Raw genomic sequence first — 22,323 nt, 5'->3', positions numbered from 1 at the left:
AATTATTCTATAGTATATCATATGTTTTTATGAGATGGTACGGTTTTGTTTCAAGTATAAACGGAAAACTTGTGTTTTCGCAATTCCTCTGGTATATATGAATATTGTTCATAAAAGATCGGAAAGGAAGACAACAAGTGAAGACAGAGAAATTTTTTACCCATCCGATTGGCGTATTTATTGCTGCAATAGTAGCAACTTTTTTATGGGGAAGCGCATTTCCTTTTATTAAATTAAGTTATGTTGAACTTGGAATTCAACCACAAGAAGTTGGAGAGCAAATATTATTTGCTGGTTATCGTTTCTTGTTATCTGGGGTAATGCTTTTATTCTTTTTTAAAGTGTTAGGGAAAAATATGAGCTTCAAAAAAGGAACGGGGAAACAGTTAATACAAATTGGTTTATTCCAAACGTTTCTTCAATATATCTGTTTTTATATTGGAATGAGTTATAGTTCGGGGATTGAAGGAGCTATCATTTCAGGGACATCATCATTCTTTCAAATTTTACTCGCCCATTTTGTATATAAAGATGATGCTCTCAATATGAGAAAATTAATTGGGGTATCGATTGGTTTTTGTGGCGTCATTTTAGTAAATGTGCCGAGTGATGGTAGCTTATCATTTCATTTTGGAATCGGAAGCTTATTACTTCTTAGTGCAGCAATGCTGTATTCATATGGAAACATATTAGCAAAAGAAGGTAGTAAAACATTAGATGTTGGCTATATGACAGCATACCAAATGATTTTTGGTTCTATAGGATTATTATGTATAGGGGCTTTACAAGTTGGAGTAATGCCATTTACATTTAGTCTACACGCACTACTTATGCTGATTTATTTATCTTTCTTATCTGCAGCTGGTTTTTGCATTTGGAATACAATTATGAAATACAACAAGGTTGGAAAAGTATCTATGTATATGTTCTTTATACCCGTATTTGGTGTGTTATTATCGAGCATGATTTTAGGTGAAGCAATTCATTCATTTGTGCTACTTGGTTTAGCATGTGTAGCCGCGGGAATTATTGTGGTAAATCGGACGCCAGCTAAGCAAAAAATAGAGCAAGAAAAACAAGTGGCATAGAGAGCAGAAAAGCGATTACAATGGAAGAACAGTGCTGTTCTTCTTTTTTAGAAAAAGGATAATAGACTAAGTGTAACGAAAAAAGATACAAAAAGCATTTATTGAGGAGAACATATTATGAATCTACTTTACGTGGTGTTAATTGGGCAAATACTTCTTTTTTTTATTGGTGCAATTTATGCAATAGGGCAGACAAAAAGAACGAAAGTTAATATGCCGTTACCTTTAGCAATCCGTCTTATTCTTAGTTTTTCTTTAACAGGTAGTGCAATTTGGATATGGTTACAAGATCCATCTGTAGAGTATAGTACGTGGGTTGCACTTGGTATGACTTTATCAACTGTGGGAGATTTGTTTATGGCTGGGTTGATTCCAATTGGTCATCGATTAATTGGTGGGATGGTTACTTTCGCCCTTGCTCATTGTTTTTATGTAAAAGCATTTTTGCAAACAGGAATTTCATGGAATGGTTTTTGGATTGGCTTACTTGTATATGGGCTCTTTCTAATTGTAGGATGGTTCTTCTTTATCCGAAATGATATACAGGATAAATTGTTTACGATAGGAGCTCTAATTTATGGATTGTGGGTTGGGGGAATGGCGTGCTTTGCATTCGCCTTATATTATGAAAATACAGGAATATGGTGGATACCAGCGTTTGGTGGTTTACTGTTTGTGATTTCTGATTTTATTATTGGCGTGACAGATATCGGAGGGCGCAAATTGAAGTATGAGCCACTTTGGATTTGGTTTACATATGTAGCTGCTCAAATGTGTATTGTATATGTGGGATTATAAAAAGATACTCTCAAAAATAGTGGATAGACTATTTTGAGAGTATCTTTTTTGCTTGTTTAATTTGATCAGTATTGTTATTTTGAAATTTCTAATATTATAATTTAATAATTCAGAATTTTGTAGAAAAATATCAGTCGTATTATTTATAATAAAAGTAAAAAGATGATGAGATGGTGAAATGATGCAAAGGAAAAAATGTTGGCGTGAATTTTTTGGAACGATTGCAATTGCATGTTTATTGGTGTTTTTGGCGAAAATTTTTGTGTTTTTCCCTACGACTGTAAAAGGAGCATCCATGAGGCCGACGTTGCAAGATGGAGATAAGGTGATTGTTAATAAGTTAGCAAAACAATTTGAAAGCTATGGGAGAGAAGACATTATTGTTGTGAAAACAGATAATTTTTATGTCAAAAGAGTGATTGGATTGCCAGGAGATATTATTGAGATGAGAAATGATCAATTATATGTAAATTCTGAAGTGAAAGATGAAGAGTATTTGGATAGTAATAAAAAACAAGCAGAAAAAAAACTTATGAATTTAACAGAGGACTTTGGACCGATTACAATTCCTAAAAATAAGATTTTTGTTATGGGAGATAATCGCCTAATAAGTAAAGATAGTAGAAATGGTTTAGGTTTTATTGATAGAGAAGATGTGTTAGGAAAGTTAGCAGGCATTTATTATCCGTTTGAACATATGAAGATAATAAAGTAAAAAAACCAAGCAAATTTTAGTTTGCTTGGTTTTTCTGTTAAACAGTAGGAGATTCGTTAGATACAAAGATATCTTCATGTTTCTTTGTAGTACTTAAAACGAATTTATGTTGTAGCAATTGTAGTTTAAATAACGCTAAAGGATCATGATATGTTTCTGGATTGCTTCTTAGCGTTGCTAATGTTTGTTCATCTTCCTGTATCTCAAGTTGAGCTGCATCCACATTTTGTTTCAATATGCTAAGTGGATCTTTAAAGAACATCATGATATCGCGTTCTAATGCCCCTTCAAATACTTCAAATTGTAGGAAGAATTGTTTTGAAATTGTGTGAGCAATTTCTGTATAGTCTTCTGTTTCAATATATTGTTTATATTTGTTGGCGAGCATAGATTGGTTTTTTTGCATATTACCAAATAATTTTCCGGCACTTTTTAAGAAAAACTGTGTCGGTGTAAAGCGTAATAAAATATTGATGTTTGTTACTGTAATTCGATTTGTCATTCGTACAACATCTCGATTCCAATCATCTAATAATTTGAAATCGCAAGGAAGTTTCATACGTTCTTCTTTATATAATTTATTAAATGTTTCACTCATTTCATCTAAATAAGCTTGAGCTTGAATAAATTCATTATGTGCTGTTTCAATCCATTCTTGAATAGACCCAGTAAATTTAGGAAGAAGTACCTGTTGTACATGCTTTTGAACTCGTTCATTCATTGCAGCATTTAATTCTTCATGAACTAGTTTGAAATCACTATCTTCTTGAACAAGATCAGAGCAGCTCTGTAATAATTCAGGAATTTGAGAATGTATATCTCGTGTAATTTCTTCTTTCGTTAAAAGATAGGATTCGGTAATAGAGCGAATTTTATCTTTTTCAAGAGCAGTAAGGTTATTAATAAATCCAGTAAGTTTCACTGAGATGTGTTTATTCCAGCGTACGGATTTTACTAATGTATTTTCTAATTCCACACGTTCGTTTATGAGATAAGCAATCGTCTTTTGCGTAAACCATATTAGCTTTTCTATACGTTCTTTTTCTATATCGCGTTTTGCAAGATTAGAGAGAATAGATTCTGTTACATCTCCAAGTTGCTGGCTACTCTCTTGCGAAGGAGAGTATGGGAAGAATTGTGCATCTGGAAAATGCACTTTAAGTTTACTAATTAGTTTTTCATTAGTAGTCGTATTATTTGTGTGTAATACGAAGTGAATTTGTAAGTTTGATACTTGTTCACGTAAATAAATTAACGTATCAATTTCTTCACTATGCAATGGTGAAGAAGAATTTAATACGTAAACAAGACTATCTGCTGCTTGTAAGTATTCAAAGTATGCATTGTTTTTATCCAATTGTCCTTGAATGGATGGTGTAATAAGAAATGTAAACTTATTTTTTCTTAAAAACCTACTTGGTAGCTTAATTTCTATACATCTTTTCTCAAGTTCCGACTGAGCAGATGTAGCCGTTATTTGATGGAATTCATCAAGGTTAGGGATACTTCGTATATCTAACGCGGTAAATTCTGTTATTTCAGTTTGACTAGCGTCTTTAAATAGAATAGGAGTTGTTAAAGTTTCATTTAAGATGTTCTCTCCTAATATTGAATTAACAAATGATGTTTTATCATGGTCACTAGTTCCAGCTATTAGTAGTGGCGTGACATTTAAATCGCATAGTTCATGGACGAGTAGCGTAAATTGATGACTTAAATCTACATCATTTTTCTCAGCCCACACAGCGATTGTTTCGAATAAATGAGAAACTGTTTCCATATTTACATCTGCTTCAGCAGATGTATTAGAAAGTAAGGATCCAGCACTTTTTACGAGTAATGATTCTAAAGTTGTAGGTGAGACTTCATTCCATGCTAACACTGCTGCAGAGACAACTAGAGAATCTTTTGCTTTCGTTAAACTGAACCAATTTGTTAATAAATTTGGTACAAGTCCGTTTAATTCATGCATAAAATGATTTCCGGTAATTAATGCAAAGTATGTTTCTTGATAGCGAGTAGAAATTTCATTCCAATCGTCATTATTGTCTGTTTCAATATGCAAGAATAAATGATTAATACTTTGAATCCAAGGAAGGTATAAGGATTCATGTTGATAGCTATTCCAAAGAGCAATAACAAGTTCTTTAAATTGAGCTTGATCAACAGCATATAGAGCTTTTAAAGACTCATAGAAATATTCAGGCTTAATATTTTTTGTAAATCCTTTATTTATGTAATTTATTAACGTATCAAACCAGTGTAAAGATTGTGTTCGAATACCTTCTTGAACAGCTAGTTCGATAGCGTTGTTCCAATCTTCTTGTTTTTCATAGAAAGAACGTGCAATTGCAGTAATATTTGGGTAATCCGGTTGGAATGCAACAGCTTCACTAATCGTCTTAAAAGCAAGTCCTAAACGATCTTGTTCGATATAAAGAGAAAGAAGTTGTAAGGAAACCTCCATCGTAAGAGTTGTATCTTCTGTTTGAATGGATTGATAAATTTCTTCTGCCTTTGGTAAAAATCCTAGTTCAAAATAAGCATCTGCAATATTTTTTGTTGCCCAAAGTGCAAGAGCATTATTTACTTTTTCCCATTTAAATATAGCTGCTTCAAAATCTTTATTTTGATAATAAAATTCACCTTGAGCAAATCGAATATTAGAAATGTTGGAGAATTCATTTTTAGATTCATTTATATATGCTTCACCGAGTACTTCCGATGCAGGAGTAGAAGTTTCTTCTGTTAAAAATGTTTTATAGTAAACTTTTTGAATAAATTGATTTTCAATGGTCATGTTCGTTCCCCCCTGTATAATTTAGAAAAATGATGTTGTATGTAAAAGGGTTCATGTTCTTTTAATAGGTAGAAGTTGCATTATATAGACCAAACTATGTTTTTGCTAGATATATCATTTTTCTTGAGAGTTAAACCGTTGCGAAAAGTAACTTTCCTTTATTGTAACAAAAAAACACGCATATGAATTTTTATTTTTTATCGGGTCATTTGCGGGCAGTAAGAATCTACTCTCAAAATTGGTGAATGTAAGTGAGTTATGTGGGAGTCGGGATGTCTGTAGAAGCAAGATTGGCGTAGATTAATAATTAGTAGAGGATGAAGAAAAGCCCCACTGATTAAAGTTTCACTTTATCTCTGTTAAAGGAAAGAATAGAAGTAGAGTTCATTATAAAAACAATGTATAGTGAATATGTATACCATGTTTGCCTTAAAGATAGAAAGGGTACAATGTGGAATAACGATCGTGCATAGGATGTGTCTTCCGAATGGAACAACATATTGGCGAGTTAATCGCGCATTATGGCTATTTTGGAATTGTTATAGCTTTGGCTGGTGGGATTGTCGGATTACCGATACCAGACGAGTTTTTATTGACCTTTATTGGTTATAATGTTTCAAAAGGAGTTATGTCAGGAACTGCTGCTTTTTTAAGTGGGATGGCTGGTGCGATGTTAGGGATTACGTTAAGCTACATATTAGGTTTAAAACTTGGGCTCCCTGTTTTAAAGAAATATGGGCCGAAAATTAGAATTAAAGAACATCACATTGAAAAAACACATATTTTATTTGAAAAATATGGGCCATTTCTTTTAATGATTGGTTATTTTATACCGGGAGTACGTCATTTAACGGCATATTTTGCTGGGGTATCAAATTTGACACTTTGGCGTTTTTGTTTGTACGCTTACGGTGGTGCGCTCATTTGGATAAGTGTTTTTATTGGGCTTGGCTGGAAGTTAGGCGAGAAGTGGCGCTTCGTTGAGTATAGTTTACATCATTATGGAATATGGATTTTATTAATTTCAGCAGTTGTTACATGTGTTGTATGGTTTTACATAAAGAAAAAGAAAAACCGCTAATAGCGGTTTTTTTAGCTGAAAGCAATAAATAATACACCAGCTGTAATAAAGACTACACCAACACCGGTCATAAAGTTTAACTTTTCACCGAGGATAATCATAGCGAGAATGATAGAAAATACGACGCTTAATTTATCGACAGGAGCTACTTGTGAAACCTTTCCTGTTTTGAGGGCAAGAAAATAAAATAGCCATGAAGAAGCACCTGCAATCCCACTTAATGTGATAAATAGCAGTGCTTTTTTATTTAGCAGTACGTCGCCGATATTTTGAAATTTACCTTGTATGATAATAACGCCTATCATAAATAATGCCATAATAATAGATCGAATTGTTGTTGCAACGTTTGCATCGATTCCGTCTAAACCAAACTTTCCAAAAATCGATACAAGGGCAGCAGCAATTGCTGATAATAGTGCAAATAAGAGCCACGAACTCATAGTAAAATCCCTCCAATCTTACAGTATTATACATGAAAATGATTCTCATGTATAAAGTTGAAGTAATTAAGGTTTATAGGAAGCATGACTCCAACTTAACTTCTTGCTCCACTTGAATTTTAAGGTGGGAGTTTTACTGCCCGCAAATAGTGGGCTAAATAACGAAATAATCCCCACCTTATATTTTTAATAAGGTGGGGATTATTATGCTACTCTGCAATTTCCTCATATAAAAAGTACGTTACATTATAAATATGCTCTACTTCATCGTCTGTCATAAACAGTAATTCGTCACGCTCAATCCCTTTCTTCTTTTCAATAAACTCAATCATATTTTTGCGTTCTTCTCTCTTCATCAATTTTATTTCTCCTCTCAATCTGTTTTAATACAGTTTATTTAAGTTACTGCTATTATATAACAGAATCTTTAGAAAGTTCCACCTATTTTATTGTTTTTTTCAAAAGAACTTTTCGACAAAACAAGCCCACCTAAAGGGGGCTTGTTTTATTTTATAGTCGTAAAAACTCAGGCTCCGTCGTACCGGCACCATCGATGTAATAAATTGTGTCGGGATTGATTTTTATCAATACGTAATTAGGGTCTTCAGGACCGAGTAACCAACGTTTTAAGCTATTATTCCAAAACTTGTTTTTTAATGTTGAGTCTTCCTCGATTGAAGCTAATCCTTCAACTTCAATATAATCTTCATCTAATTTTTTTCCTTCTCGTCCGAGTAGTACATGGACATTAGGATTTTGTTCAATATCTGTTATCTTTTTTGATTGTCGATCTGTTGCAACATATAGTACAAAATCTTCATGGAAAAACATCATAAAGGCACTATGCGGTTTCTCGTTACGTACTGTGGATAATACACCGGTACGTTGTCCTTGGATAATAGTTGCAATTTTCTCTTTTAAGTGCATATTCTTTACCTCTTTTCCTAATTTATATTTTCTCTGTTTAAACAAGATAATTTAAATATCTTTCATACTGTTTTCTTCAAGTCGATTTTTTAAACGTAATTGTGATGAAATCGGACAAGTTAGGAGAAGAATAATAATAATATTGAGGAGAAATACATACGATGGAAGGGTGAAAAGCATGTTTAATAAAATATTTCTTATAGTAGCACTTATAGGTGTACCACTATCTGTACTTGGAAAAACACTTCATTGGCCAGAAACAATTATGTTCGCTGTGTATTGTATTACGATTATCGCGTTAGCTGGTTTTATGGGGAGAGCAACAGAGAGTTTAGCAATTGTATCTGGTCCTAGAATAGGCGGATTATTAAATGCTACTTTCGGTAATGCTGTTGAACTTATCATTTCAATTTTTGCACTTCAAGCAGGGTTAATTGAAGTGGTGTTAGCTTCTTTAACGGGTTCTGTACTTGGAAATTTATTATTAGTAGGAGGACTATCCTTCTTTGTAGGTGGACTTAAATATAAAAGGCAAAGCTTTAACGTTTACGATGCAAGGCATAATTCAGCTTTATTAATATTTGCTGTTGTCGTGGCCTTTGTTATTCCAGAGATTTTTTCAATGAAGATGGACGCTGGCAAGACGTATCAATTAAGTATAGGTGTTTCTATTATTATGATTATCATGTACATTGCTGCATTACTATTTAAGTTAGTTACGCACCGTGGTGTATATCAACATAAAAGTGACGAAGTAGCGCATGAAGAAGAGCCAGAGTGGTCGAAAGGGAAGGCACTCCTTATTTTAGCGATAGCAACACTGGCGGTAGCTTATGTATCAGAGGCGCTCGTGCATACTTTTGAAACTGTTGCAAAATCATTTGGTTGGTCAGAATTATTTATAGGGGTTATTATCGTTGCAATTGTTGGAAATGCAGCGGAACATGCATCTGCAATTATTATGGCTTATAAAAATAAAGTAAATATTGCAGTCGAAATTGCAATAGGTTCTACATTACAAATCGCCATGTTTGTTGCTCCTGTACTAGTATTGCTATCTATGTTCTTCGCGCAGAGGATGCCTTTAGTATTTACCATACCAGAACTTGTATCTATGATTACAGCCGTTTTCTTAACGATTGCGATTTCAAATGATGGAGATACAAACTGGTTTGAAGGCGGCACTTTACTAGCGGCGTATGTCATTATGGGAATTGGTTTTTATTTATTATGAAAAATAGGCATAACAATTGTGCTCAGAGAAAACAATAAACAAAGTAGTATATATACCTTTACATAGGAAGGAGCCAGACAGGTGAAACGAGTATACAGCATATGTCTTTCAACTATGGTCTCGTTTATTTTATTATTTCCTAACATGAGTTTTGCAAAGACAACAGTAGGAACAAAAATGCCTTCATCTGTTTTAAATATTTCAAAAGACAATACATTTCCAAATGATGCGCAAGATTTGCCACGTTTACAGCCAAGTAAGTTTGCTCAAGAACTATTGAAAACAGCTAATATTAAAATTGAAAATCCAGACTTAATTCGGATGTTTAATGAAACGACAATTTCAAATGCGCCGCTTGCAGTAGGGTACCGGGCAAAAATTTATTTAGGTCAATGGGCTTTACATTATGAATCAGTAGACACATCGATTAATTGGGAATATAAACAAGTGAATCGAAATGTGTATGATAATCGCGGAGGAGACCGTTTATATCCACTTCGCTATAAGCAAGAAACACAAAAGACGGTTGAAGGCGATTTAACAGCAGATATGAAAGATGCTGCAGATGTGAAAAAAATGATGCTTCTCAAAGCGCTTGAAAAAGTACAATTGCCCCTTTCGTTTAAAACAACTATTGGTTATGGTACTGGACATGAGCGTGTGTATAATATTAGTCCGAGTCAACTCGGATATTTATACGCTTATACACCAGCAGTAAATGAAAAGGGAAAAGTAACATTTGGAGAAGTGTATCTTGTATTAAAGGGAAATCAAAAAAGACTTGTTGTGAAAAATATTACTTCTCAAGGAATTGGAGCGGCGATTCCAATTCATGATCATTTATTTTTTAAATTCATTTCTTCTTCCCACTCGCAATAACATAAAAAAACGTCAGCTTATAAGCTGACGTTTTTTTATAATGTAATGTTTGCTGTTTTTGATAAGAAATCTTCTGTCGGATAGTAGCTGTTTTTTACAAGAACATTTGGTCCAAGACATTTTACTGCAGGACAGTGACAGCTTAATGATTTTGCTGTTTTTGAAGCACTCCATTTGTCATATGCTTCTTGTAATGTGTTTGTTTGTATGTTTCCTAGAAGTGGAACATCACCAAAGTCCGTCACAATAATATTTCCATCGAAAATATTTACATTTAAACGAGAACGGCCATCTGGATCGTTACGAACGGTTACATTTTTGCTCTCTTGTAATTTTTTAAATGTGGCAATGTCTCGCTCGTCATCGCTACAAGCATAGAAAGGTAAAGTTCCAAATAACATCCATACATTTTCATCGCGAATTTCTAGTAAATGCTCAATCGCATCACGAATTTCAGCTTTTGTTAAAATCTCTAGATTACTCGCGAAGTCACTTGGATACATTGGGTGAACTTCATGACGTTTACAGCCCATCTCTTCGACGATTTGGCGGTGAATATGTTCAATATGTGGTAGAGTTCTTTTGTTTAACATTGTTTCGGCAGATACAAGTACACCTGCATCTGATAGAGCCTTACTATTTGTAATCATTCTTTCGAATAATTTTGCACGTTGTTCGTAAGTAGGTTTACGCTCCATCATTGCAAATCCGCCTTCAACGAAGTCATCAATTGTTCCCCAGTTATGAGAGATATGCAACACGTCTAAATAAGGAATAATTTGTTCGTAACGTGCTAAATCTATAGTTAAGTTAGAGTTGATTTGAGTGCGAACGCCTCGTTCATGGGCGTATTTTAAGAGTGGTGTTACATAGTTGTCGACGGATTTTTTTGAAAGCATAGGTTCTCCGCCAGTAATACTTAAAGAACGTAAATGAGGAATCTCATCTAATCGTTTTAATAAAAGATCCATCGGAAGCGGATTTGGGTCTTTCGGCTGTAACGTGTAACCAACAGCGCAATGCTCACAGCGCATATTGCATAACGTCGTCGTTGTAAATTCAACATTTGTTAATAGTAGTTTGCCGTACTCTTCAAGGTCCATATACGCTTCCCATGGATCGTAAGAAGGAGTAATCGGCTTCATTTTTTGTGATATCGTCATATGAAATACTCCTTTGACTATTGAAATAACAATTTGTCCATTCTCTATAATAGAAGAATATGTGCTTTTTATAAAGTGAAACTTTTTAGCATGAAAAGAGAGAGGGCTTACATTATAGTGGATGACTGTGACAAAATTGGTGAAATTTCATGCCCATAGCAATCATTTTTGCGGTATAATAAAAGCAACTCGAATTAAAAGGAGAGTGCCTTCATGGGAAAAGCAATTCAAGATAAAGATACACAATTAGTATATTTAAAAGAGCGTTTAAATATGTTCATTGAAGTAATTGATACAATTGAACCTGAAGAAGTAGAATTAGAAGATGTAGATCGTCTTCTTGCAATGTTAGATGAATTAGAATTAAAATGTGAGCAATTTAAAAAAGACGAATAATATATTAAAAAGGCTGCCAATTCCAATTTGGTAGCCTTTTTCTGTGCGGATAATAGAAGGACGATAGAAAAAGAGGTATAATCAAGTTGTGAAAAATTTCATTTATGCTTTAATAGCGTGAAACAAATAAAAAGCTAAAGAGCATAACAATGGAATTTTCAGCTCATAACGTTTTGGTAGCGTTCACAATTGAGGGGGAAGTAACAATGGAAAAGCTTCAAGAAAGCATGTATCAACTAATTGTTGAAACGTCAACGAACTTACCGAAAGATGTTCGTCGTGCGATTCAACAAGCGAAAGAGCGAGAAAATGTAGGGACTCGTTCTGCGATGGCACTTGGCACAATTACAAATAATATTAAAATGGCTGATGATAACATCTCACCGATTTGCCAAGATACAGGGATGCCAACGTTTAAAATTTATACACCAGTTGGTGTGAATCAATTAAAGTTGAAGGAAGCTATCTATAATGCGCTTGAGCGGGCGACAAAAGATGGTAAACTTCGTCCAAATTCTGTTGACTCTCTTTTTGGAGACAATAGTGGAAATAATTTAGGACCAGGTACACCGGTTATTAAGTTTGAACAATGGGAAAAAGATTATATTGATGCACGTTTAATCCTAAAAGGTGGTGGCTGTGAGAATAAAAATATTCAATATAGCTTACCGTGTGAACTAGAAGGACTTGGACGAGCTGGCCGTGATTTAGAAGGAATTCGTAAATGCCTTCTTCATGCAGTATACCAAGCACAAGGTCAAGGATGTAGTGCTGGTGTAATTGGTGTTGGTATCGGGGGAGACCGCACATCAGGTTATGAATTAGCAAAAAATCAATTATTCCGTACATTAGATGATGTCAATCCAGTACCAGAGTTACAACAACTTGAAGAGTACGTATTAGAAAATGCGAATAAGCTTGGCATTGGTACGATGGGATTTGGTGGAGAAACAACTTTACTGGGCTGTAAAATTGGCGTGTATAACCGCCTGCCAGCTAGCTTCTACGTATCTGTGGCGTATAATTGCTGGGCATATCGCCGCCTAGGTGTAACAATCCATCCTGAAACAGGTGAAATTATGGATTGGTTATATCAAGAAGGTGAAGATACACTTCAGCATGAAGCACAAGAAAAAACAGAGCAACGTGAGATTGTATTACAAGCACCAATTACAGAAGAGCAAATTCGTGGACTTCGCGTTGGTGATGTTGTAACAATTAATGGCATGATGTATACAGGTCGTGACGCAATCCATAAGCATTTAATGGATAATGATTGTCCAGTAGATTTAAACGGACAAATTATTTACCACTGTGGTCCAGTTGTTGTGAAAGATGACAATGACAATTGGCAAATTAAAGCGGCAGGTCCAACGACAAGTATTCGTGAAGAACCGTACCAAGGCGATATTATGAAGAAATTTGGTATTCGCGCTGTTATTGGAAAAGGCGGTATGGGTGCGAAAACATTAGCGGCTTTAGAAGAACACGGTGGCGTGTACTTAAACGCAATCGGCGGTGCCGCGCAATATTATGCTGAATGTATTAAAGAAGTGGAAGATGTTGATTTCTTACAATTTGGTATTCCAGAAGCAATGTGGCATTTACGCATTGAAGGTTTTAAAGCAGTTGTAACGATGGACTCTCATGGTAATAGTTTACATGCAGATGTTGATAAAACATCACTTGAAAAATTAGCGAGCTTTAAAGAGCCGGTATTTAAATAAACAAAAATGCATCTCGAATCTTTCGAGATGCATTTTTTGGTATATATAGAAAAACATGCACAGCATGAAAGTAAGTAAGGAAACAGAAACTACAGGTACGATTATATATGGAAAGGAGACTATTTATGAAATATAAATGGTTATATATCGGTCTCATTTTTTCAATTATGATGGCACTTGTTCCAGTTTCAACATTGGCTTATACAAATACTCCACATAACTGGGGAATCCCGCGTCCTAAAAATGAAACAGTACCAGATGCAGGAAAGTTATATACGGATTTACTGCAAAAAAATGGCGGGTTTTATTTAGGAGATACGAAGAAAAAAGATATTTATTTAACATTTGATAATGGATATGAGAATGGATACACAGGGAAAATCTTAGATGTATTAAAAGAGAAAAAAGTACCAGCAACTTTCTTTGTAACGGGGCATTACATTAAAACACAAAAAGATTTATTGTTAAGAATGAAGGATGAAGGACACATTATTGGAAATCATTCTTGGAGTCATCCTGATTTTACAGCGGTAAATGATGAGAAGCTTCGTGAAGAATTAACGAGTGTAACGGAAGAAATTAAAAAAGTAACTGGGCAAAAAGAAGTGAAATATGTACGTCCTCCGCGCGGCGTATTTAGTGAAAGAACGTTAGCTCTTACGAAAGAAATGGGCTACTATAATGTATTTTGGTCACTTGCATTTTTGGATTGGAAAGTGGATCAGCAAAGAGGATGGCAATATGCGCATAATAATGTTATGACGATGATTCACCCAGGATCTATTTTATTACTTCATGCAATATCAAAAGATAATGCAGAAGCACTTGCGAAAATCATTGATGATTTGCGCGAGAAAGGGTATCATTTTAAAAGTCTAGATGACTTAGTAAAAAGCAATCAACCGTAAGCATGTATGCTTACGGTTTTCTCATGCTATAATGATGTGTAAAAAGGATGGGGAAACGTATGTGGAGCGAACATGTTACGTTAGAGTATCCGTATCATTTTGAAGAAGTATTAAAACGTTTATCTTTTGATCCTCTTAACGTCATTCAATTAGATGAGAAAGTCATTTATATCCCGCTTTGCATAGAAGAGGAACAGGTTGTTGTTCGCTTACAAGGGATTGGTACTGTTCAAAATCCACAGTTTTGGATTTCTAGTCAGACAGGAGATCCGGAGAAAGTCATGAAACGAATGAGGGCCATTTTTCATTGGAATGAACCGTTTCAAGATATACAAAATCATTTTTTAAACACATCATTACGTCCACTATTTGAAACATATGCTTATACTCCAATTATTTTAGAATTTGATTATTTTGCTTGTCTTCTTCGCTGTATCATTCACCAACAAATAAATTTGAAATTTGCTACTGTGTTAACAGAACAATTTGTGAAACGGTATGGAACAGAGAAGAATGGTGTATTCTTTTTCCCCACTCCGGAAATAGTAGCAAATATTTCAATAGAAGAATTGAGAGAGCAGAAGTTTAGTCAGCGAAAGGCTGAATATATAGTAGGATTAGGTCGAAGTATTGTCAGTGGTACATTAAATTTAGCGAGTATAGAAACTGGGACGGAAGAAGAAGTTTCAGCACAATTGTTGCCAATTAGGGGAATTGGTGCATGGACAGTGCAAAACTTTTTAATGTTTGGGATTGGACGGAAAAATATGTTTCCGAAAGCGGACATTGGGATTCAGCGTGCAGTGCAAGGTATATTTCAATTAGATGATAAACCTGATGATGCATTTTTAGAAAAAGTGAAACAAGAGTGTGAACCATACTGCAGTTATGCAGCGTTATATTTATGGAAAAGTATAGAGTAGAGGTGTAATAATGATACAAAAGCAACATGAGAGTAAGTTGGAAGTTGGTCAAACGTTTCCTGTGACAATTAAACGTCTTGGGATTAACGGAGAAGGCGTTGGTTATTTTAAGAGACAAGTTGTTTTCATTCCAGGGGCATTACCAGGAGAAGAAGTTGTTGCAGAAACAACGAAAATTCAGCGTGGCTTCGCTGAAGCGAAAGTGAAAAAAGTTCGTAAAGCTTCACCGCATCGTGTGAAAGCACCGTGTCCAGTATATGAGGAGTGTGGCGGTTGTCAGCTGCAACATTTAGATTATAAAGAACAATTGAATCAAAAGCGTGATATCGTTGTACAAGCATTTGAGAAGTACATGAAAAACAGTATGGAAGAGAAAATTCGTCCAACGCTTGGCATGGAAAATCCATGGCATTACCGTAATAAGAGTCAATTACAAGTGGGGCGTAAAGACGAAAAGGTTATTACAGGGCTATATAAACAAAACTCACATCAGTTAATTGATATTGCTCACTGTATGATTCAACATAAAGCAACGAATGAAGCGACAAAAGTTGTAAGACGTATTTTAGAAAAATTAAATGTTTCTATTTACAATGAGAAAAAACAAAAAGGTTTAGTACGCACAATTGTAACACGTACTGCAGTTCAAACAGGGGAAGTACAAGTTACACTTATTACAACAAAAGAAGAATTACCAAATAAAGAACAATTTGTTGCAGAAGTACAAAAACAGATGCCAGCGGTTAAATCAATTATGCAAAATGTAAACTGGCGTAAAACATCTGTTATTTTTGGAGATAAAACATTTAAATTAGCTGGAAAAGAAGTAATTCAAGAAACACTTGGCGATTTATCATTTGAATTATCAGCACGTGCATTCTTCCAGTTAAATCCAGAACAAACAATTGTTTTATATGATGAAGCGAAAAAAGCAGCTGCGTTAACAGGCGATGAGAAAATTGTAGATGCGTATTGTGGTGTTGGTACAATCGGACTTTGGCTTGCGAACGATGCAGCGGAAGTACGTGGTATGGATGTAATTCCAGAAGCGATTGCAGATGCAAGAAAAAATGCGAAGCGTCACGGATTTACAAATACGAAATATGAAGCAGGTAAAGCTGAACAATGGTTACCGAAATGGGTAAAAGAAGGATGGCGTCCAGATGTAATTGTTGTCGATCCACCACGTACAGGTTGCGATGATAAATTACTGGAAACGATTTTAAAGGTGAAACCGAAACAAGTTGTGTACGTGTCTTGTAATCCTTCTTCATTAGCACGTGATGTACAAGCATTAATGAAGAGTTATGAAGTGGAGTATGTGCAACCAGTTGATATGTTCCCGCATACTGCGCATGTAGAAAATGTAGTTAGATTAAAGTTGAAATAAGAAGGATTAAAAATGTTGATGTAGTTAACTACATCAACATTTTTTGTTATGCTGGCAGCTAAATCACGTTACGTAATCAATATACATACTTTCTGTATGAAGTATATGAAATTATTTTCTGCATTTGAAAAGAATTTGTAAAAATATACAGTATTCAGATTGTATAGACCACTTTGTATTAATAAATTACAATATGGATGTAACATAGCAATTTTGCTATAGAAAATAAGCTGAAAGGGAGAAGATTTATGAAAAAATGGTTGGCATTGTTTGTTTTTGGGATGGTTTCTTTATTTGCAACTTCTGCACATGCGGAATCATATGAAACAACAAAAACATTAAAAGTATATGAAAGTCGTAGTTTTAATTCGCCTGTGAAAAAAGAACTGCAGCCAGGAGAAAGGGTTTATGTTACAAATCAACATCCTAGTGGATGGTGGAAGATAAGTGGTGGATTTATCGCACCAGAGGGCGCTAAAGTAGAAATTAATCGAACTTTTGAAGCTTTTGATTGGATTAATATGGACAGTGCGAAGTACGTATTTGGTCCTCAAACTGTTATTGCACGTGATGGTACACTAAGAGGTGAAATTTTGATTGATACATATTTGGGGCAGAAGTGGACAAGTGTAAATGGAATGCCACAAATAATGAAGCAGAATTTTGCAGCATACAGTAGCCCTGAAGCTAAAAATCCAGATGCTTGGTTCGCTCCACAAACGGTTAATATTTTGCAGACAAAAGAAAACGGTTGGTCTTTAATTAACACGTATTTAGGGCCAAAGTGGATTGTTCGTTATCCACACGTGGAACATATTAATCGTGATTTTTATGCATACAATGAACCTAAGTACATGCATCACGGTGTGAAATTCTCAGCCAAATCTGTAAGAGTACTTCAACAAGGAGAAAATGGTTGGAAGAAAATTAAGGTTGAGGTTGGGGAAAAATGGATTGCACCACAAGGATCTTATTACCATGTCCCAAATGTATTTACGGCATTTGATCAACCTTTCGGTAGAGCAATCGGTACTTTTGCACCACAAACTGTATTTGTAGTTGAAGAATCTACAACATCATTTGGTTGGTTAAAAATTAGAACATACTTAGGAGATTCCTGGATTCGAACGAATCGTAATTAGTAAATAGATTACTTTATTCCTTTTAGAATGAAGTAACAATATGTTATAGTTCCCTCATATGGAAAAGCTGTATGAGGGATTATATTTTTAGCCCATTAAGACAAGGAGAATACGATGAATAATTATAAATTAACGATTCAGTACGATGGTGCACGTTTTAAAGGATGGCAACGTCTTGGTAATAACGATAATACGATTCAAGGAAAAATCGAAAGTGTCATATCTGAAATGATCGGAAAAGAAATTGAAATTATCGGTTGTAGTAGAACAGACGCTGGTGTACATGCTTTGAATCAAGTTGCTAACTTTCAAAGTGATGAGAAGTTAGTGGAACATAAAGTGAAAAAATATTTAAATCAATATTTACCTAATGATATTAGCATTACGAATGTGGAAGAAGTACATGATCGTTTCCATGCTCGTTACAATTCTAAAGCAAAAACATATCTGTATAAAATTTGGAATGAAGAGCATACAAATCCATTTATGCGTAAATACAGCATGCATGTGAATAAAAAATTAAATGTGAAAAGCATGAAAGCAGCTGCAAAACATTTAGTTGGTTCACATGACTTTACTGCTTTTTCAAATGCGAAATCAAAGAAAAAATCTATGGTTCGAGAAGTATATACACTTGATGTGATGGAAGAGGCAGGATTTGTACAAATTAGAGTAAGTGGGAACGGATTCCTTCATAACATGGTAAGAAAAATTGTTGGGGCATTAATTGAAGTTGGATTAGGACAATTAGATGCTGAAGCAATTCCAAACATTTTAGAAGAAAAGCAGCGCAATCAAATTAATTGTCTTGCTGAGGCAAGTGGGTTGTATTTAGAGAATGTTGAGTTTTAATGGCAAATAAAAAAATCGGGCTAAGTAGCTCGATTTTTTTAGTATTACGAAGATTTCTCGTTTTTTATATGTAGCTTCAAATTCCAAAAAGCAGCAAGCATAATAGCTGCAAAGGAGCCCGAAATTGTTCCTAATAGCTTTGCATAAGGAGAGCTGCTTACATCGGAATTAATGAATAACATCATACAGAGCATGGCAGGGAAAAAGTATAAGTATTGTAATAACTTTAATTTTTTATCATTACTCATATATATAGCCCCTTTCTAGCATGTTATATGTTCATTGTAACATATTTTACCAAATTATTTTTTGCATTTGGAGAAATGTTCATTTCATATGTGTAAATGCAGTTTTTTAATTCGATATTGTAAATTTTGTCTACTTAATCCTAAAAATTTTGCAGCTTGTGAGATGTTACCGTGATTCTCTTTAAGAATTTGATTGATGTAGTTTTTTTCCATTTTTTCTATTGTGTGTTTTAAAGTTTTAGGTGCATCAGTATTGTGATTAGTTAGTGTATGCTGCATGTTGAATTCTTTTTTTATTTGTTCGCGAAAGCGAGTAGGAAGATGAAAAGCTGTAATGATGGTTTCATCTTCTATCAAGTTCATGGAACCTTCAATTATATGTTCCAATTCCCGTACGTTTCCAGGCCAATCGTATGCATAGAAAAATTCACTTACATTTACATCTACATCGGTTACGTTGAGCACGAATTGAGTATTATATTTTTTAATAAAGTGCTGAACAAGAGCTGGAATATCTTCTTTTCTTTCCCGTAAAGGCGGAAGACATAAAGTAACGACGCTTAATCGGTAATATAAGTCTTCTCTTAATCGATCATGTGCGATGGCTTCGAAGGGATCTTCATTAATAGTTGCTATAATACGAACATCAATTTCTTTTTCGTGTGTACCTCCGATTCTTCTTATTGTTTTTTCTTGTATAGCCCGTAGCAACTTAGCTTGAAGAATTGGGCTTAATGAATTGATTTCATCTAATAACAAAGTTCCTCCGTTTGATTCTTCGAATAAACCTGGTTTATCTATTGCTCCTGTAAAGGCACCTCGATTTGTACCAAATAATAGGCTTTCCATTAAGGTATCAGGTATAGCGGCACAGTTTTGTGAAATAAAAGGTTTTGTTGAACGCTGACTTTCATTATGGATGCTTTGTGCAAATAGTTCCTTACCAGTACCTGTTTCTCCTACGAGAAGTATGGAGGAAGATGTACGAATTACTCTTTTTCCTTCTGTAATGATGGATTGAATTGCTTCAGAATCACCAATTATGTGATCAAAGGTAAATTTAGTGCTTTGTTTTCGAGAAGGGCCTATTCTTATTGTTTGCTTTAAGTGACTGATCTCTTTTGATATTTCAATGGCACCTTTAATTTTTCCATTTTCTATTATAGGGAAAGTATCGTTAATCGTTGTAATTTCTTGTCCTTTATTGTTAAAATACGTTTGTTTTATATTTTTCTTTGTTTTTCCAAATTTTAATGCCTCTATAAGAGTACTATTTTTATTTTCTTCAAATGCAAATACCTCTAAAGGACTTTTATATAGCACATCTAAGCGATCCATTGATTCAATTTCCATCATTTTGCGGTTATAGACAATCGTTTTACTTTCCTCATTAATAATATGAATCCCGATATCGAGTTCATTGAGTAAAGTTTCATATAGCATATTCATTTCAATGATCTGTTTAAAATTAATGTCTTCTGTACGCATAGATTATCTTCTCCTCATTTCACCCTATGAAGACTGACTTTTTATAATTTTATTAAAATTCTTATAAAACCGCAAAATTTTTTTGCTATTTTCCTTTTAAAACTTCTCAAATGATAGAAAAATTTTGCGGTTGTGCACGCTTTTTTGTGTGAAACTCTCATTTAATATATGAATCAGAGACTTGGTACGTATTTTGCATAAATAATATTCGAAATCTCTAGAGGGGAGAATATGAATTTTTATAGGATATACAACGTTGCGGTGTCAATTAATAAGAGGGGGAATTTATAAAGTGAAGACAGTTATAGAAGGTGTGTATAGTCCTTGTTATGGAAAAGTAGAGAAGTTATTTGTTACGGAAAGTTCTTACGTATACGAGTGGGAGAAATTAGCGTTAATTGAAACAATAGATAAACAGAAAGTAGAAATTAAGATAGGGATCAGTGGTTATATTGAATCATTAGAAGTAGTAGAAGGACAAGCTATTGCTGATCAAAAGTTATTAATAACAGTAAGGGATGACCTTTTAGTAACAGGCAGTGATTAATGTAAGTGACGTGTAATTTTGCTCTTTTAACTCATTATTTTTACGGTGAATAATTTTAAAAACGCTTACATTAAATGGGTTGGCAAAGTGAAAAGGGGGATTTATATGATGGATCAAAACCAAGGATTAAAAAGAGAATTGAAAAGCAGGCACATATTTATGATTGCACTCGGTGGAGTTATTGGTACAGGACTTTTTTTAGGGTCAGGTTATACGATTCATGAAGCTGGACCTGGAGGAGCAATTGTAGCGTATCTTGTCGGTGGATTTGTAATGTATTTAACGATGCTCTGTTTAGGAGAATTAGCTGTTGCGATGCCTGACGCAGGGTCTTATCAAACGTATGCGACAAAGCACATTTCCCCTGCAGCGGGTTATGTAGTGGGATGGATGTCGTGGTTAAACTGGTCTGCTACGATAGGCATTGAATTAATTGCAGTTAGTATTTTGATGAAACGCTGGTTTCCCGATGTACCGTCATGGATTTGGTGTGTAGTGTTCGCAGTACTGCTCTTTGCTATTAATGCGTTATCTTCAAGAAGTTTTGCGGAAGTGGAATTTTGGTTTGCAAGTATTAAAGTAATTACAATTATTGTATTTATTATTTTGGGCGGGGCAGCAATGTTTGGTTTTCTAGATATGAAAGGAAATGAACCAGCGCCAATGTTCTCTAGCTTTACTGATTATGGTGGATTGTTTCCAAATGGATTATCAGCCATTTTAATTACAATGATTGCAGTTAATTTTTCTTTCCAAGGAACAGAATTAGTTGGTATTGCAGCAGGTGAGAGTGAAAATCCAGAGAAAACGATCCCGAAGGCAATTAACAATACAGTTTGGCGTATACTTGTTTTCTTTGTACTATCTATTTTTATTCTTGCTGGACTATTCCCTTGGCAGCAAGCAGGAGTAATAGAAAGTCCATTCGTAGTTGTATTTGATAAAATTGGTATTCCTTATGCAGCAGATATTATAAATTTCGTTATTATTACAGCAGTACTATCCGTTGCGAATTCAGGATTATATGCAACTTCGCGTATGCTATGGTCTATGTCTAATCAAGGAATGATTAGTCCAATTTTTGGCAAGTTATCTAAAAACGGTGTTCCTATTTATGCATTAATCGTAAGCACAATTGTAGGGTGTCTCTCACTACTATCAGGTATTTATGCGGAAGATACAGTTTATTTATGGCTGCTTTCTATCGCTGGGTTCGGAGCGATACTAGTTTGGGCATCTATTGCTTTATCAAATTTATTAGCTAGAAGGTCATACATGAAGCGGGGCGGGGATGTTAAGGACTTGAAATTTAAAACACCATTGTATCCATTTGTACCACTTCTTGCGTTAGTATTAAATTTAACAGTAATCGTTGGCATGGCCTTTATTCCAGAACAAAGAATGGCATTGTATTGTGGTATTCCATTTATGATTGTTTGTTTACTGTTTTATCGTGCTACAAGAAATAAGGGAAGTAATGTGGAGCATATTGAAAAGACAAATACAACGGAAGTAGAGAATTTATAATAGTGATTAATTAGGAGACTGTAAAATTGTAAACAGTCTCTTTTTTTGTG

The 22,323-nt window shown here is 34.5% G+C and carries 22 protein-coding genes; 15 read left to right on the top strand and 7 right to left on the bottom strand.

What is annotated here, in order from left to right; all coding sequences use genetic code 11:
- Window positions 1-137 precede the first annotated feature (137 nt).
- From CN409_RS09555 to lepB, 3 genes are all read left to right on the top strand, one after another.
- Complete coding sequence (locus CN409_RS09555) at window positions 138-1,088, top strand: DMT family transporter (RefSeq protein ID WP_000845710.1); 951 nt, start codon at window positions 138-140, stop codon at window positions 1,086-1,088.
- Window positions 1,089-1,205: 117 nt separating this feature from the next.
- Window positions 1,206-1,886, top strand: a complete 681-nt coding sequence (locus CN409_RS09550) for a lysoplasmalogenase (RefSeq protein ID WP_097980811.1) — start codon at window positions 1,206-1,208, stop codon at window positions 1,884-1,886.
- 178 nt (window positions 1,887-2,064) lie between these two features.
- Complete coding sequence (gene lepB / locus CN409_RS09545) at window positions 2,065-2,601, top strand: signal peptidase I (protein ID WP_000983696.1); 537 nt, start codon at window positions 2,065-2,067, stop codon at window positions 2,599-2,601.
- 37 nt (window positions 2,602-2,638) lie between these two features.
- On the opposite strand, the gene CN409_RS09540 is transcribed toward lepB, so the two are convergent.
- Window positions 2,639-5,401: a tetratricopeptide repeat protein gene (locus tag CN409_RS09540; RefSeq protein WP_086389648.1), complete on the bottom strand. Its 2,763-nt coding sequence runs from the start codon at window positions 5,399-5,401 to the stop codon at window positions 2,639-2,641.
- 487 nt (window positions 5,402-5,888) lie between these two features.
- Between CN409_RS09540 and CN409_RS09535 the strand changes: the two genes are divergently transcribed.
- Entirely contained in the window at window positions 5,889-6,482 is a 594-nt protein-coding gene (locus tag CN409_RS09535; protein WP_000434870.1) for a DedA family protein, read from the top strand.
- Window positions 6,483-6,493: 11 nt separating this feature from the next.
- On the opposite strand, the gene CN409_RS09530 is transcribed toward CN409_RS09535, so the two are convergent.
- The 3 genes from CN409_RS09530 to CN409_RS09520 form a co-directional block, all read right to left on the bottom strand.
- Window positions 6,494-6,922, bottom strand: coding sequence for an EamA family transporter (locus tag CN409_RS09530; protein ID WP_000100295.1), 429 nt, complete (start codon window positions 6,920-6,922; stop codon window positions 6,494-6,496).
- A gap of 209 nt (window positions 6,923-7,131) precedes the next feature.
- Window positions 7,132-7,278 (bottom strand): BH0509 family protein, encoded by a 147-nt coding sequence (locus CN409_RS09525; protein ID WP_000817786.1) that lies wholly within the window; start codon window positions 7,276-7,278, stop codon window positions 7,132-7,134.
- Between the two features lie 154 nt (window positions 7,279-7,432).
- On the bottom strand, window positions 7,433-7,849 hold the full coding sequence (locus CN409_RS09520; protein WP_000550220.1) for a pyridoxamine 5'-phosphate oxidase family protein: 417 nt from the start codon (window positions 7,847-7,849) through the stop codon (window positions 7,433-7,435).
- 178 nt (window positions 7,850-8,027) lie between these two features.
- On the opposite strand from CN409_RS09520, the gene cax reads away from it, so the two are divergent.
- Both cax and CN409_RS09510 read left to right on the top strand, forming a co-directional pair.
- Window positions 8,028-9,083, top strand: coding sequence for a calcium/proton exchanger (gene cax, locus CN409_RS09515; protein ID WP_000482131.1), 1,056 nt, complete (start codon window positions 8,028-8,030; stop codon window positions 9,081-9,083).
- A gap of 81 nt (window positions 9,084-9,164) precedes the next feature.
- A complete protein-coding gene (locus CN409_RS09510) occupies window positions 9,165-9,962 on the top strand; it encodes a YfkD famly protein (protein ID WP_002083605.1) in 798 nt (265 codons plus the stop codon).
- A 35-nt stretch (window positions 9,963-9,997) separates the two neighbouring features.
- Here CN409_RS09510 and yfkAB read toward each other — a convergent pair whose 3' ends face one another.
- Window positions 9,998-11,125: a radical SAM/CxCxxxxC motif protein YfkAB gene (yfkAB, locus tag CN409_RS09505; RefSeq protein WP_000156022.1), complete on the bottom strand. Its 1,128-nt coding sequence runs from the start codon at window positions 11,123-11,125 to the stop codon at window positions 9,998-10,000.
- Between the two features lie 213 nt (window positions 11,126-11,338).
- On the opposite strand from yfkAB, the gene CN409_RS09500 reads away from it, so the two are divergent.
- The 7 genes from CN409_RS09500 (at window position 11,339) to truA (ending at window position 18,463) form a co-directional block, all read left to right on the top strand.
- Entirely contained in the window at window positions 11,339-11,521 is a 183-nt protein-coding gene (locus CN409_RS09500) for an SE1561 family protein (protein WP_000513558.1), read from the top strand.
- Between the two features lie 206 nt (window positions 11,522-11,727).
- The gene (gene fumA, locus CN409_RS09495; RefSeq protein ID WP_000413535.1) at window positions 11,728-13,248 is read left to right on the top strand and encodes a class I fumarate hydratase; all 1,521 of its coding nucleotides are present in this window, start codon (window positions 11,728-11,730) and stop codon (window positions 13,246-13,248) included.
- A gap of 125 nt (window positions 13,249-13,373) precedes the next feature.
- Complete coding sequence (gene pdaA / locus CN409_RS09490; protein ID WP_000875970.1) at window positions 13,374-14,156, top strand: delta-lactam-biosynthetic de-N-acetylase; 783 nt, start codon at window positions 13,374-13,376, stop codon at window positions 14,154-14,156.
- A 59-nt stretch (window positions 14,157-14,215) separates the two neighbouring features.
- Window positions 14,216-15,079 carry a DNA-3-methyladenine glycosylase family protein gene (locus tag CN409_RS09485; RefSeq protein WP_000269427.1) on the top strand — a complete coding sequence of 288 codons (864 nt, stop codon included), beginning with the start codon at window positions 14,216-14,218 and terminating at the stop codon, window positions 15,077-15,079.
- 10 nt (window positions 15,080-15,089) lie between these two features.
- The gene (rlmD, locus tag CN409_RS09480; RefSeq protein ID WP_000615212.1) at window positions 15,090-16,469 is read left to right on the top strand and encodes a 23S rRNA (uracil(1939)-C(5))-methyltransferase RlmD; all 1,380 of its coding nucleotides are present in this window, start codon (window positions 15,090-15,092) and stop codon (window positions 16,467-16,469) included.
- A 248-nt stretch (window positions 16,470-16,717) separates the two neighbouring features.
- Window positions 16,718-17,611, top strand: a complete 894-nt coding sequence (locus CN409_RS09470) for an S-layer protein (RefSeq protein ID WP_097980810.1) — start codon at window positions 16,718-16,720, stop codon at window positions 17,609-17,611.
- A gap of 114 nt (window positions 17,612-17,725) precedes the next feature.
- Window positions 17,726-18,463 (top strand): tRNA pseudouridine(38-40) synthase TruA, encoded by a 738-nt coding sequence (gene truA / locus CN409_RS09465; RefSeq protein ID WP_001067298.1) that lies wholly within the window; start codon window positions 17,726-17,728, stop codon window positions 18,461-18,463.
- A gap of 44 nt (window positions 18,464-18,507) precedes the next feature.
- On the opposite strand, the gene CN409_RS09460 is transcribed toward truA, so the two are convergent.
- Window positions 18,508-18,711, bottom strand: coding sequence for a hypothetical protein (locus tag CN409_RS09460; protein ID WP_000063865.1), 204 nt, complete (start codon window positions 18,709-18,711; stop codon window positions 18,508-18,510).
- A gap of 84 nt (window positions 18,712-18,795) precedes the next feature.
- Window positions 18,796-20,199, bottom strand: a complete 1,404-nt coding sequence (locus tag CN409_RS09455; RefSeq protein ID WP_001258425.1) for a sigma-54 interaction domain-containing protein — start codon at window positions 20,197-20,199, stop codon at window positions 18,796-18,798.
- Window positions 20,200-20,491: 292 nt separating this feature from the next.
- Here CN409_RS09455 and CN409_RS09450 point away from each other — a divergent pair, with 292 nt between their 5' ends.
- Window positions 20,492-20,746 (top strand): biotin/lipoyl attachment domain-containing protein, encoded by a 255-nt coding sequence (locus CN409_RS09450; protein WP_000859489.1) that lies wholly within the window; start codon window positions 20,492-20,494, stop codon window positions 20,744-20,746.
- A 105-nt stretch (window positions 20,747-20,851) separates the two neighbouring features.
- Window positions 20,852-22,273, top strand: a complete 1,422-nt coding sequence (locus CN409_RS09445) for an amino acid permease (protein WP_086396638.1) — start codon at window positions 20,852-20,854, stop codon at window positions 22,271-22,273.
- Window positions 22,274-22,323 lie beyond the last annotated feature (50 nt).

The organism is Bacillus sp. AFS012607, assembly GCF_002558005.1.
Classification (GTDB): domain Bacteria; phylum Bacillota; class Bacilli; order Bacillales; family Bacillaceae_G; genus Bacillus_A; species Bacillus_A thuringiensis_S.
Note: the sequence above shows the minus strand (reverse complement) of the source record. Positions and strands in the feature narration are given on the sequence as shown.